Consider the following 14,253-nt stretch of genomic DNA (forward strand, 5'->3'; position numbering starts at 1 on the left):
TTTATTTTATTCTCCTTTTTCTTTTGAGTGCTTATAGCCGTATAAAATATATACTAGTGTCCCTAATATACTGCTTGTCAGAAAGGCTACCCACGTAAACAGTGTGTATTGACTCATGAACGACACGCTGATTAGTATCGAAAATAATGGTAAATAGGGTACTAAGGGCGTTTTAAATTCACCTGACTTTGGACTTCCCTCTCGTTTTCGGAGCCTGATCAGTGCAAAGGACATCATTATTAGATAGGCAAGTGTACAAATATTGACGAACTCTGCTAAACTTGATAGGGGAAAGAGACCCGCACTAATCATCGAAAATAGCCCTACAATCACTGTTGCTTTTTGGGGAACTTTATTTTTTTCGCTAAGCGTCGAAAGGAAGCTAGGCAATAGACCATCTCTACTGATGCTGTAGACAGTTCTTGCCAAAGCATAGGTCATTGAAATGCATACTGTAATTAGGGTAAAAATCGCCACTATTGAAACGTAGTCTGCTGCCCAATAAAGACCAATATACCTTAGGGAAAAGGCGACTGCATCTGAGACTGTTAATTGCGTATAATGAACAATTCCTGTCAACACCATGGTAACAACAATATACAGGACCGTAACAATCGCTAGAGATAAGATGATTCCTTTGGGGATGGTTTTTTGCGGATCTTTTACTTCATCTACTGTCATTGAGATGGATTCAAATCCTAAAAATGCAAAAAACATAACCGAGGCTCCTGCAAATATCCCTGTTTTTCCTCCATAAACCTGTCCAAAACCATACGGGGAAAAGTTAGCCCAATTATGACTATCAATAAAGAAAAGGCCTACAAAGATAAATAAAGCGAGGGCTGAAAACTTCAAAATAACTAAAAAACTATTAAATCTTAATGCGGTTTTAGAATTCATCAAAACTATTCCCGTGACGACTAGCATGACCATAATGGGTAAAAGGTCAATATACGTTCCATTTTTCGGATTGAAGGTCCCATTTAACGCAGTTGGCAAATATAGACCATAATTGGCTAATAACCCCTTTAGATAGCTTCCCCAACCAACTGCAACACTAGATACCGCTGTTAGAAACTCCATAATTATATACCAGCCGACAAGCCATGCTGGAAATTCTCCCAACGTGGCATAAACGTAACTATAGGCACCCCCATTAGAGGGAATACGTGAGGCAAATTCGGCATAAAATAGTGCAAGTATACCAATAGCTAGCGCTGAAATGATAATTGAAATCGTTAAAGCCGGACCTGCATAGGTTGCAGCTCCAATGCCAGTAATCGTAAATATCCCTGTTCCAACCATTGATCCTAGACCCAAAAATACTAAATCAGCTACTTTTAAGTGTCTAGGCATTTCCGTCCTAGGGCGATAGATCTGTTTTTTTCGAAAAATGTTCATCTAATCTCTTTCTACTTCTGGACTGTGTTTCCCCAGTTTAGCATACTTACTAATATTTGTAAATTTAATCAAATCTAGGTCTTAGTCGGTGGAAGGTACCAGAGACAAAACACCCTTTTAAAAAAGCTAAATTCCTCTTCTGAGAAACTTAGCTTCTTACATGCTTGATAAAAATACTACTCGGGAGACCCTGCTTCTGTTTCTAGCATCTTGTCTTTGATCTCTTCGTATGATAAAGCATGAACTTCTTGTTCATCCGTATCTGGATCATTTGGCATTTTACCAGTCTCATAAATTGATTTAATTTGTGCAGCATCCAATGTTTCGTATTTAAGGAGTGCTTCTGCAATTAATTTATGAGTTTCACGATTTTCATTGATAATATCAGCTGCTTGATTACGAGCTTGATTCAATAAGTCACGGACTTCATCGTCAATCATCTGTGCTGTTTGAGTTGAATAAGATTTTTCAGGAGACAGTTGACCTGGCATCATTGCATGGTTACCCTCATACTGGACAGGACCAAGTTTTTCACTCATACCGTATTCAGTAACCATTGCTCTCGCCATTTGGGTAGCTTGTTCAAAATCATTTGAAGCACCTGTTGTTTGAGCATTAAAAATAATTTCTTCTGCTACACGTCCCCCCATAAGACCTGCCAGTTGTTCTTTCAAGTCACTTTTAGATAAAAGCATCTGATCCTCTTTTGGAAGAGCAATCATATAACCACCAGCTCGTCCACGAGGAACAATGGTTACCTTGTGAACAACACGAGCATTAGATAACACCAAACCAACAATGGTATGACCAGCTTCATGATAAGCAACCATTTCTCGCTCTCTTTGTGAAATAGTACGATCTTTCTTAGAAGGACCTGCAATAACACGATCTTCCGCTTCATCAATATCACTGGCATCAATTTTTGATTTATTTCGACGTGCAGCCACAAGAGCAGCCTCATTAAGAACATTTTCTAAATCAGCACCAACAAAACCTGGTGTTTGCTGAGCAACAACTTTTAGGTTGACATCTTCAGCAAGTGGTTTATTTTTAGCATGAACACGTAAAATTGCCTCCCGTCCTTTAACATCCGGACGACCAACTAAAACCTTACGATCAAAACGACCAGGTCTTAATAAGGCTGGGTCCAGAACATCACTACGGTTAGTTGCAGCAATAACAATAATACTCTCATTACCTTCAAAACCATCCATTTCGATAAGCAATTGGTTAAGCGTTTGCTCACGTTCATCGTTACCGCCACCCATGCCTGCACCACGACGGCGACCAACGGCATCAATTTCATCAATAAAGATGATCGCACGTTCAGCTTTTTTAGCATCTTCAAACAAAGAACGAACACGGCTAGCTCCGACACCAACAAACATTTCAACAAAGTCTGAACCTGAAATACTAAAGAATGGGACACCCGCTTCGCCAGCAACAGCTTTAGCAAGAAGCGTTTTACCTGTCCCAGGAGGTCCCTCTAGAAGAACACCCGCAGGAATACGTGCACCAAGAGCCTTATATTTTTTCGGATTTTTTAAGAAATCAACAACTTCTACCAACTCTTGTTTTTCTTCTTCTGCGCCAGCAACATCTGTAAATCTTACTTTAACATCGCCTTTTGCTTGAGATTTAGCTTTATTTTTCCCAAAACTCATGGCACCACGTGCGCCACCGCCACCTTGATTCATCATCATCATCATGAAAACAGCAAAAATGATAATTGGCAAGAAACTCATGAGAAAAGTAATCCAAGTTCCACTTGAACTTTCTTGTTTAACAGTAACTTCTGTCCCATTTTTATCAGCAGCTGATATCATTTCCTTCACGGTAGAATCATTTGGTAAAATCAATGATGAAAAATCAGTCACTTGTGCTGAAGCATTACCCCCTAAAAACGACAAGCCAGAATCAACGGAAATTTTTTGAGCTTTCTGATACTTTCCTTTAACCTCGATAACACTTCCACTAGGTTGATAGCTAAGTGATTTAATATCGCCAGCTTTAAGGTGTTTGATTAATTTCGAATAACTGATTTGCTGGCTTTGTGTACTTGTTCCCTTTAGATAATATTGAAATCCTGTGACAACAATAACAATCATTAATATATATATAAAGGAGTTTTTAACAAAACCATTATTTTTATTATTTTTCATACAGTAATAATTGACCTTTTTCTATTTTGAGTAGACTTCTTCTTTTAAAACACCTACGTACGGAAGGTTACGATAATTCTCTGCATAATCCAAACCAAATCCTACGATAAACTCATTTGGAATATTATAACAAACATAATCTGCCTCAATCTCAACAACACGGCCTTCCGGTTTATCAAACAATGTTGCAATTTTAATCGTATTGGCTTTACGATATTTGAACATATCACGCAAATATTTCAGGGTACGACCCGTATCAATAATATCCTCAACAAAAATAATATTTCTGCCTTCAATGTTGGTGTCTACATCTTTTAAAATTTTTACTTCACCACTACTAGTCGTCCCACCATGATAACTTGAAACCACCATAAAATCAATTTCAACGTGAGTGTCAATATGTTTCATTAACTCAGCCATAAAAGGAACCGAACCTTTCAATACACCAACCATCAAAGGATTTTTCCCCTGATAATCTTTTGTTAATTGTTCTCCAAGTTCTTTAATTTTTTGAGTAATTTCTTCTTCAGAATAAAGAATTTTTTGAATATCTTGCTCAAGCATGCTGTCACCTTTTTTCTAATTTATCAATATACAGTTTAGCCAACATTATATCATGTTTACAAGCTTTTCTCAAATAAGTTTTATCACCGATAAGCACAAAAATAATTTGTCCTTCTTGTTCCCCTATAATAGCATTTTGGCGTTCCACTCCCGTAAATTTTTCATCTATAAAAAGTCGTCTTAATTTTTTTGAAAAATTCCCAAAAGAGATTCTATCACCTGCTTGACGCTTTCTAAGCTTAATAGGTGATAAACTATGTAAAGGGATAACTATTTGACTTTGATTAGATAACAACTCATTTGAAACTAAAAATTGATAGTTTTGATAATGGAGAACATTGTTGCATTCTATCACTTTTTCCTCTTCGATTAACTCCATCTCTAGAATGATTTTTTCGATTTTGAAGGAAAACGGATCAACTATCAGATGATAACCATTTTTAAGAGGATAACTGCCCTGTCTGCCTTTTTGAATAAGGTACAATATATTGTCAAAATGAGCTTTTTTTAAGTGTAAGTATGGAAAATTTTCTAAATAACACTGTAATAGAAAATACTGTACTGAAGCTGATTGCTGTTGAAATTCCTTTAAATGAGTCAAGTTGAAATGTTTTGTTAAGTCTGTGAAAGCTTGAAAAAGCAACTCTGTTTCCAAGCCTAACTGATTGAGACTTTGTGCTAGCTGCGGATTTTCTTTTTCTAGCTGAGGTAGATAATGTTTACGAATCCGGTTTCTTAAAAAGTTTGTTTCTTCATTTGACGAATCTTCAAAATGAAAAGGTTCTGGTAACTCTGATTTATAAAAAGATAAAAATGGTCTTATTAATTGCCCATTAGCAAAAGGTTGGACAGCTTTTATTCCTGATAAATGTCTTAAACGGCTACCTCTTAGGAGTCTCATAAAAATGGTTTCAGTCTGGTCATCAGCATGATGTGCTGTCACCAAGGCTGAATAATTTTCTCGCAACATAATTTTTTCGAAAAAATCATATCGCCAGTCACGCGCAGCTTTTTCTGAAAAATCACCCTCAAAATAAGAGACATAAATTGGAATGTCATGTTTTTTTGCCCAAATTCGTAAATAGGATTCTTCCTCATCTGACTCAGTACGTTGCTTATGATTAACGTGAGCGATCCCAATACTTATTTGTAAATCATTTTGAAAAATATGTAAAAAGTGCAGTAAATTCATTGAATCTACTCCACCAGATACAGCTATTAAAACACGCTGATGGTTATAAAAGTAAGCATATTTTTTGATTAAATTATAAATCTCTTGATAAGTCATCATTTTAAAATAGCATAGACATCATCTGCAATAGCTGTAATGTCATCATAAGAAGCCTTATCCGTAAAAACAGATAAGATGAAAGGAGTATCTCCATAAATAATGGCTACATCATGCTTATAATCATAAGCATCACCAATCTTATGGGCTACTGGGACAGAAATATTTTTCGAAATGCGTTGGTTATCAAATGCTGTGTGAGATAAGTAAGAAATAATCTGTCCTTTCTGATAATAAATAGCTTCCATCATATTGGCAGCAGCATGAGAAGATAATAATCGATTCTCCATATCCCAATCACTTCCCGATAATGCTTTGATCTCCGATTGAAAAGCCTGATCGTACTGATGACAAAGATAATAGCCTAAAATGTTAGTAGCTACATTATCAGAATTCTGTGCTACCGCTTTTAAAAGTGTTGAAACTTTATAATCCTCTTTGTTAGCTACTTTACTAATTTTACCACTTCCTGATGGGTCATAATCACCATAAAAATGATTAACATCTTCAATATATCTTAGTGATTTATTATCAGTTATTTTACCTTCTTGAATTTGTTTTTGCACACTATAAAGAGGCGCTAGTTTTGAAATACTTGCTGCATACATTTGCTTATCAGCGTTAATACCTGCACTTGCTTGTGTGTCAAGTTGTTTTACAAAAATAGAATAATTCTCTTTACTATGTTTTTGTGTCAGCATTTCCTGAACTTTTAACATTCGGTTATCAAAACGTGACAGGTCATTTTGAGATACCCATCCCTTATTATCAATTAAATAATAAATTCCATGTACTGTCTGTGCCATTTGACTTGCATGAACTTTTTGTGCAAATGTAAATGGAGAAGCGATTGACTTAACTCCTAAAACATAAGGTTCTGAAAAAAGAGTCACTTTTTTTTGTGTCCAAAAATAGAGATCTGTATTTACTTGACTGAGCATTACATCATCATAAACGACTTCTCTATTTGCTTCAAGATAAGTACCATCTGCTAATTCAAAAATTGGTTTAGCACGTTCATTAATTAAAAGGGCCTTGATTTTTATTTCACTATTAGGTTTGATTGTCTTGACTGGCAAAGTTAATTCAGAATCTTTATAAACCGTCGTCTCTTGGTAAACATTTGGATTGACAGGAACTTGACTATGATAGGTCATTGAATGAATAACTCCTTGACGTAGCTGATAAATCGTTTCTTTTGAAAACTGATTTGTTTTTTCGGTACTAATAGCTGTCAAAGGAGACAAGAAAAAGGTCATTAACATAGCTGCTAATAATTTTTTCATGTTAGCTCCTTTCTAAGTTTTTTCAAGATACTGATTTTCTTCTTTAAGTTTTTGATTTTCTTTTTCCAATTCTGCCAATTTTTCATCAGAAAAGGCTAGAAAAGTTTCTATTTTTTCAATAATATTGTTCATAGTTATTTTGGTAATAATCCTGGGATTGGGTAAATAGTCTCACCCTCTCGTGATAAATAGTATTTAGCCCTTGCATATTTCTTGACAAAATCATCATTTTTCAACTGCTCAGCTAATTTTGTTTCAATTTTAGTATTTTTTTCCAACTCATCGTATTCTTTTTGCAATTTAATGACTTGCTTGTTCTGTTTTTCAAAAATCACATAACTTTTAACGAGATTGTATGTTGGTAAAATAAATAAAAACATCATACTAACTAAAATCCATCCCATAAAACGATTCCGTTTTTGAACTTCTTCCTCTTCAAATCGTTTTTTTAAGTTTTCTTTGTTGATATAATGATTATTTAATTGAACAATGCTAGGCTTCTTCATCAGCATCTATCCTTACTTCATTGATGATTTCATACATTCTTATAGCATCTTCTTTTTTAGTGCTATCTTTCATCTCAAGTACGCGCACAGTTAACAGCTTATTTCCAAATCTGATGTCAACTTGGTCATTTAATTTTAAGTCAGTTGAACTTTTAGCAAGAACCCCATTTACTTTGATGCGTCCTTTATCAGCAACTTCCTTAGCAACTGGACGACGTTTAATAATTCGTGATACCTTTAAATATTTATCTAACCTCATAATTTACCCCACAATCTCTTTCATTTTATCATTTTTCTTTTCTGAATGGTAGAAAAGACCATAAATTCTCATTGAATGCTCCTAATTTTCGACAAATTATCAAAAAGCTAAACAGACCAATTCCTGTTGATAAAATTAAAGAAATAAATGCTTCTAATCGTCCTTGTAAAGGAATGATCGATTGACCTATCAAAACCATCATAAGCATTAAAACTAAAGCTACCCAAAATTTTCCATTACATAAAAAAGCCCAGTTAATTGACGTTAGCCAAACATATATAAGTAAGACTATAATTAAAGAAATTAAGGTTGATAAAGAACTTCCTAAAATACCGTAATAATAAGTTAACAGAGGTGTCAATCCTAATTTACAACCTATACCAATCAGTAAAATTATGAATGACATGCGCATCTGATTTTCAATAAAACATTTCTGATGAAAAAATTGAATCATGCTGGAAATCACTATGATAACTAGATAAAACATTAGCGCCGCCCAACCTTTATTATCTTCAAATAAAGTCAAATTCATTAGATGAAGAATACTCATAAAACCAGTAGTTAAGGTCACATTAAAATAAAAGATAAATGCAAAAAAATCTTGGCTCTGGACTTTATAAGCAATTTTATTATGATGGTATAGGCGCGTTAGTTTAGGTAAGTAACTGGTAAATAAGGCTGTTGAAAAAATTAAACCAAATTGAATTAAAGACTGCCCTCGATCATAGATCCCCTTACTAATTTCAGCCAACTGATTAGAATATCCAGCACTCACTAGACTATTTTTGATAAAGAGAGAATCTAGTAATTGAAAAAGAAACAGATAAATGGAAAAAATAATAAAGATTAAACTTGATAAGCCTAGATGTTTGAAACTTTTAAATGATAGAGAGGATTTTTTTAAAAATTCTCTAAACGAAAAGAAACTTTTCCGTCTTAAATAAATTAAAACAACTAAACTTCCCATTAAATTTCCAGCAACAGCAACATTAGCTGTAACATAAATTGTCCAGTCAAAAATAACATAACAAATAGCAGCTATCATTATGATAGTAACTCGAATCACTTGTTCAATCATTTGACTAACAGCTGTCAGTGTCATATTCATCTCTGCCTGAGCAACTCCTCGATAAAAAGAAATAAGAGGAACTGTCAATAAAACCAAGCTTGTCAAATAAATAGCAGTCCCTAATTGAGGGGTTCCAATCCACCAGGCAATTTGCTGATGCCCAAGAAAAAGGATAAAAGAAAGACCTAAACTAACTATCAGCTGTAATTTCAAAAAAGATGCTATTTGAGGATTATTTTTCTTTTGTGCCATGCTCGCAATAAGATTTGGTAAAGCTGTTAAGCTAAGAGTTGAAATAATAGCAAGAAAGGGATAAATCTGCTGATAGGCATAAAATCCCCTATCTCCCACCAAATTCTGATAAGGAATACGGTAAGTCGCTGCTAATATTTTTGAAACAAGACCACTAATTGTCATTAAAAGACTCGTTTGTCTAAAATGATGAGATTGTTTTTCTAGATTTAATTTCACTAAGGGCTTCTCCAAATGTCATCAATTCTTTTAAAATAGTATCGTCTTTTTGATTTCGAACTTCAAAAACAATATCTATTTTGCCACTATTTTCACTAATTTTAGCTTTAAGAAGTGTTTTTGATAAAGCTTCAAAATAATCCTGTGTTAGAAAGTATTGTAAAGAGGTTGCTTCAAATCGAACGGTTACTTGGTTATTTTTTCGCTCAAGTAATTCTGCAAAAGCATTATCCATATAATATTTCAATAAACCAATTTCTAGTAAATAGGCAACTTGATCTGGATATTCTCCAAATCTATCAATTACCTCATCTTGTAATTGATTGTAGTCACTTTTACCTTCAATTTCTCTAATCCGCTTATAAATTTCAATTTTTTGTCTCTCGTCACTGATGTATTCTTGAGGTAAATAGGCATCTATTTGTAAGTTAATTTCTGTATTTCCTTTTTGTCTTATTATTGATTTACCTTGTTTATTGGCAATTGCTTGCTCTAACAATTGCGAGTACATTTCAAAACCAACCGAATCAATAAAGCCACTTTGGGATGCTCCTAAAATATTGCCTGCTCCTCGAATGGATAAATCTCGCATAGCGATTTTAAAACCTGATCCTAACTCTGTAAACCCTTTAATAGCTTCCAACCGCTTTTCTGAAACTTCGGTCAACACTTTATTCGGACGATACATCAGATAAGCATAGGCAATCCGGTTACTTCGACCAACACGTCCACGAAGTTGATACAAAGTTGACAATCCCATATGATCAGCATTTTCAATAATTAAAGTATTAACATTTGAAATATCGACACCCGTTTCAATAATCGTAGTAGTCACAAGAACATCATAGTCACCATTAATAAAATCAATCAAGGTGTTTTCCAATTGCATTTCGCCCATTTGACCATGGACAAACCCTATGGAAGCTTCTGGAATTAATTCTTGCAGTTCTGCTACTTTTTTGTCAATTGTATCAACTTTATTGTAAACATAAAAGACTTGTCCACCACGATCCATTTCGCGAATAATAGCTTCACGAACTAAGCCAAAATTGTTTTCTAAGACATAAGTCTGGACAGGATAGCGGTTTGTCGGAGGTGTTTCGATAATAGATAAGTCACGAATGCCTAACATAGAGAGATGTAAAGTTCTAGGGATTGGTGTAGCTGTTAAGGTCAGCACATCAACCTTTGTTTTCAATTTTTTTAATGTCTCTTTATGCTTAACACCAAATCGCTGTTCTTCATCAATAATAATTAGACCCAAATCAGAAAAAACAACATCTTTTGATAACAGACGATGAGTACCAATGATAATGTCAATTTGTCCTTTTTTTATGCGTTTTAAAGTTTCTATTTGCTCCTTTTTACTACGAAAGCGACTTAAGACATCTATTTCAACAGGATAATTTTCAAAACGAACTTTAAAATTTTCATAGTGTTGTTGAGCTAGTACAGTTGTTGGAACTAAAACAACTACTTGTTTATAATCACTTACAGCTTTAAAAGCTGCACGCATAGCAACTTCCGTTTTACCAAAGCCAACATCACCAACTAAAAGACGGTCCATTGGTTGTACACTTTCCATATCAGCCTTAACTTCCTTAATTGATCTAATCTGATCATCTGTTTCAACAAAAGCAAAATCATCAGCGAAAGCTCGCTGTAAATCATCGTCCGGTGAAAATTGAAATCCTTTTTGCTGACTTCTTTCCGCATATAGTTTTAGAAGATCATCAGCAATATCTTCAACTTGCTTAGTTACTTTTTGTTTTGTTTTCTGGAAACGCCCATCGTTTAACTTGTTAATTTTAGGCTCTTTCCCACCTGCAGAAACATATTTTGACAAGCTACCAATCTGGTCAACCGGTAAAGAAATACGATCTGAGTTTTGATACTGGATAGTCACATAATCTCTGTGAACTCCTTGAACTTTAATCGTTTCAATACCTAAAAAACGACCAATCCCATGCACACTATGGACTACATAATCACCAACTGCCAACTCATTATAATCTTTTAAACGTTCAGCATTACTGATATTAGAACGTCTAATACGACGTTTTATCTTTTTATGATAAATCTCGCATTCTGTAATTAGAACCAACTTTTCATCCGCAAAGTAAAATCCACCAGAAATACTTCCAATGATAATTTGTGATTCACGTGAAACTAATTGGTCCGCTTTCACTAAAGGAAGCTCAAACTGATAATCTTCAAATGATTTTTTTAAACGTTTGTAAGCATTCTCAGACTCAACTTGGACAATCACCGTTGTTTTCGACTTTTGATAACGTTTAATATCATCAATCAGTAATGGAAACTGATTGAAAAACTCTTGCATGGTATATTGTGTCAATTGATGTATCAGGTCAAATTTAATATTTCCAAGCCCTTTATGAAAATTTGAAAAAAAAGTAGCTGGTTTATAGTGGCGCAAATTACGATAATTATCTGCAAAATAACGTAAATTAGAAATCGCTTTACCTTGGTGTAAATCTTCTGTCAAGAGATTGGCAACTTCTAAATCAAATCTAGCATTTTTATCCACCAATTTCTGAAAATCATCAAAAAATAAAGGGGTTCCCTTAGGAATATAGTCTAATACTGTCCACTCTTTTTCATAAAATAAAGATTGAAATTTCCGAATATCCTTATGTTTAAAACCGTCTTTTGAAACAGATAAAAGATCTTCTAAGTAAGCTTTTTTATCATTTTTAGCTGTTTTTAGTGCTTTCTTAAGTTGATCAATCCCCCTTTGAAAGTCACTGGGTTCAAAAATTAAATCACTAGCTGATCCTATTAAAAGATCATCTAATTGTTCAAATGATTTTTGAGTTTCCGGATTAAGCTGTCTAATACCATCAATTTCATCACCAAAAAATTCAATTCGAAAAGGTAGGTCTTGTGTCATTTCATAAATATCTAAAATATCTCCTCTATGACTAAATTCTCCAGGATTGATGACTTGAGAAACTTTTTGATAACCAACAGTGAGAAGTTCTTTGACAAGCTTGTCAACCTCGTATTCTTTTCCAAGTTCTAAATGCATTTGATGATTTTTAAAAACTTCCGGATTAGGGAGTAAGGTTCTTAATCCCACTAAGCTAACAATTAGAATTCCTCTAGCTTTAGGATCCAATAGAAAACGCAAAGCGTCCACTCTTGAAAGTACCTTATCCATTGACGCAAAAATAAATTCAGCAGCAGCTACATCATCAGCAAAGAACTGAAAAACAAGTTCTTCTCCAAGTAAATTTGATAAGTCACTTGATAATTTTTCTACTTCATTTTGTGTGGATGTTATAACAATAATTTTTTCTTGATAATCAAGGTAAGCTGAAGCTATAGCAAGAGCTTTGCTTGAACCAGAAAGTCCCATCACTAATTGCCTACTTAAACTTGCCAAACTAGAGTGCCAAGATTGTATCTTTTTATTCTGACTAAATAATTCTAAAATATTCATTTGTTACCCATTAAATTGTTGCATAGTCTTTTCAAAATTATTTTCTTGTAAATAAAAGTTGACAGCTTTGACAACTTTGTCAAGAGTTAAAGAAATAGCAGTATTATCGTCGATACTAAACTGTCCCATCACATGATTAATGACAGTCATCCCTTTTAATGGTCGTCCAATACCAACTTTGATTCGATTAAATTCCTGAGTTCCAATATGTGCAATGATTGACTTAATCCCATTATGTCCACCTGCTGAACCCTTACTACGTAGACGTAATTTACCAACTTCCATATCCAAATCATCATAGATAACAATTAAATCTGCTATGTCGATATTATAGTAGGTTAATAATGCTTTTACTGCTATACCACTATTATTCATAAAAGTAGTTGGTTTCACAAAATAAACTTTTTCGTGATTAATAAAAGTACTACCTATTTGCGCTTTAAAGGTTTGATCATCTGTAAAGGTCATGTCAAGATCTTTGACAATTCTGTCAATAGCCATAAAACCAATATTATGTTTTGTTTTTTTATATTTTGAACCTGGATTTCCCAAACCAACAATTATTTTTACCATTTTTTCTCTTTCTAAATACCAAAAGGGCTGGAATACGATTCCAACCTTCTAATACTATTGTATTGTTTTTAAACGTTAAATCTAAATTCTATGATGTCACCATCTTGGACCACATATTCTTTTCCTTCTTCACGTAGACGACCAGCTTCTTTGACTGCTTTTTCTGAACCATAGGTCATCAAATCATCATAAGACATGGTTACTGCACGAATAAAACCCCGTTCAAAATCAGAATGAATGATACCTGCCGCTTGAGGAGCTTTAATACCACATTTGAAAGTCCAAGCACGAACTTCTTTTTCACCTGCTGTAAAATAGGTTCCAAGACCAAGTAAATGATAAGCAGCACGCGTTAATTTATCAACACCTGATTCTGTTAACCCAATGGCTTCTAAAAATTCTGCCTTATCGTCATCGTCCAGTTCTGAAATTTCTTCCTCAGCACGCGCTGAAACCACAACGACTTCTGCATTTTCAGTAGCAGCAAAGTCACGAATTTGCTTAACATAATCAATATCATCTGGATCAGCAACTTTGTCCTCATCAACATTTGCCACGTAAAGAACTGGTTTTGTTGTTAATAAGAATAATTGTTTCACAACACGTTGCTCTTCTTCTGTAAACTCAATAGTCCGAGCAGATTTGCCATCTTCCAAAACAGGTTTGATTTTTTCAAGTACAGTAAGTTCTGCTACTGAATCCTTGTCTTTTTGTGTACGTGCCATTTTTTCAACACGCGCATAACGTTTATTGATAGACTCTAAGTCAGCCAAAATCAATTCAAGGTTGATCGTGTCAATATCAGCCATTGGATCCACGAAATCATCCTCACGACCTTGTTCACGCATGACATTTTCATCATCAAAAGCACGCACTACATGCACGATAGCATCTACCTCGCGAATATTCGCCAAGAATTTATTCCCAAGACCTTCCCCTTTAGAAGCACCTTTTACAATACCAGCAATATCGGTAAATTCAAAGGTTGTTGGAACGGTTTTTTTAGGTGTAATTAACTCCGTTAATTTTTGTAAACGTTCATCTGGTACTTCTACCATACCAACGTTGGGATCAATGGTCGCAAAAGGATAGTTAGCAGCTTCTGCACCTGCTTTTGTAATTGCATTAAATAAAGTTGATTTACCAACATTAGGTAAACCTACAATACCTGCTGTTAAAGCCATTTTATTAAGTCTCCGTTCAAAATTTCA

12 protein-coding genes are annotated in these 14,253 nt (G+C 34.3%); all 12 read right to left on the reverse strand.

Annotated features, from left to right (window positions below):
• Positions 1-6: 6 nt before the first annotated feature.
• The 12 genes from H346_RS0102375 to ychF all read right to left on the reverse strand — a co-directional run bounded on the left by H346_RS0102375 (position 7) and on the right by ychF (position 14,226).
• On the reverse strand, positions 7-1,401 hold the full coding sequence (locus tag H346_RS0102375; protein WP_027969677.1) for an APC family permease: 1,395 nt from the start codon (positions 1,399-1,401) through the stop codon (positions 7-9).
• A gap of 176 nt (positions 1,402-1,577) precedes the next feature.
• Complete coding sequence (ftsH, locus tag H346_RS0102380; RefSeq protein ID WP_027969678.1) at positions 1,578-3,563, reverse strand: ATP-dependent zinc metalloprotease FtsH; 1,986 nt, start codon at positions 3,561-3,563, stop codon at positions 1,578-1,580.
• Between the two features lie 21 nt (positions 3,564-3,584).
• Positions 3,585-4,127: a hypoxanthine phosphoribosyltransferase gene (gene hpt, locus H346_RS0102385; RefSeq protein ID WP_027969679.1), complete on the reverse strand. Its 543-nt coding sequence runs from the start codon at positions 4,125-4,127 to the stop codon at positions 3,585-3,587.
• Positions 4,128-4,131: 4 nt separating this feature from the next.
• Entirely contained in the window at positions 4,132-5,418 is a 1,287-nt protein-coding gene (tilS, locus tag H346_RS0102390; RefSeq protein ID WP_027969680.1) for a tRNA lysidine(34) synthetase TilS, read from the reverse strand.
• Entirely contained in the window at positions 5,415-6,701 is a 1,287-nt protein-coding gene (locus H346_RS0102395; RefSeq protein WP_027969681.1) for a serine hydrolase, read from the reverse strand. The genes tilS and H346_RS0102395 overlap by 4 nt, the downstream gene beginning before the upstream one ends.
• Positions 6,702-6,713: 12 nt before the next feature.
• Entirely contained in the window at positions 6,714-6,833 is a 120-nt protein-coding gene (locus tag H346_RS10910) for an SP_0009 family protein (protein ID WP_279614477.1), read from the reverse strand.
• Positions 6,834-6,835: 2 nt separating this feature from the next.
• A complete protein-coding gene (locus H346_RS0102405) occupies positions 6,836-7,207 on the reverse strand; it encodes an FtsB family cell division protein (RefSeq protein ID WP_027969682.1) in 372 nt (123 codons plus the stop codon).
• The gene (locus H346_RS0102410; RefSeq protein WP_027969683.1) at positions 7,194-7,466 is read right to left on the reverse strand and encodes an RNA-binding S4 domain-containing protein; all 273 of its coding nucleotides are present in this window, start codon (positions 7,464-7,466) and stop codon (positions 7,194-7,196) included. The genes H346_RS0102405 and H346_RS0102410 overlap by 14 nt, the downstream gene beginning before the upstream one ends.
• A gap of 28 nt (positions 7,467-7,494) precedes the next feature.
• On the reverse strand, positions 7,495-9,006 hold the full coding sequence (locus H346_RS0102415) for an oligosaccharide flippase family protein (RefSeq protein WP_027969684.1): 1,512 nt from the start codon (positions 9,004-9,006) through the stop codon (positions 7,495-7,497).
• Complete coding sequence (mfd, locus tag H346_RS0102420) at positions 8,969-12,469, reverse strand: transcription-repair coupling factor (protein WP_027969685.1); 3,501 nt, start codon at positions 12,467-12,469, stop codon at positions 8,969-8,971. The genes H346_RS0102415 and mfd overlap by 38 nt, the downstream gene beginning before the upstream one ends.
• A 3-nt stretch (positions 12,470-12,472) precedes the next feature.
• Positions 12,473-13,042, reverse strand: coding sequence for an aminoacyl-tRNA hydrolase (gene pth, locus H346_RS0102425; protein ID WP_027969686.1), 570 nt, complete (start codon positions 13,040-13,042; stop codon positions 12,473-12,475).
• Positions 13,043-13,110: 68 nt separating this feature from the next.
• Positions 13,111-14,226, reverse strand: a complete 1,116-nt coding sequence (ychF, locus tag H346_RS0102430; RefSeq protein ID WP_027969687.1) for a redox-regulated ATPase YchF — start codon at positions 14,224-14,226, stop codon at positions 13,111-13,113.
• Positions 14,227-14,253 lie beyond the last annotated feature (27 nt).

It is taken from the genome of Streptococcus castoreus DSM 17536, from assembly GCF_000425025.1.
Classification (GTDB): domain Bacteria; phylum Bacillota; class Bacilli; order Lactobacillales; family Streptococcaceae; genus Streptococcus; species Streptococcus castoreus.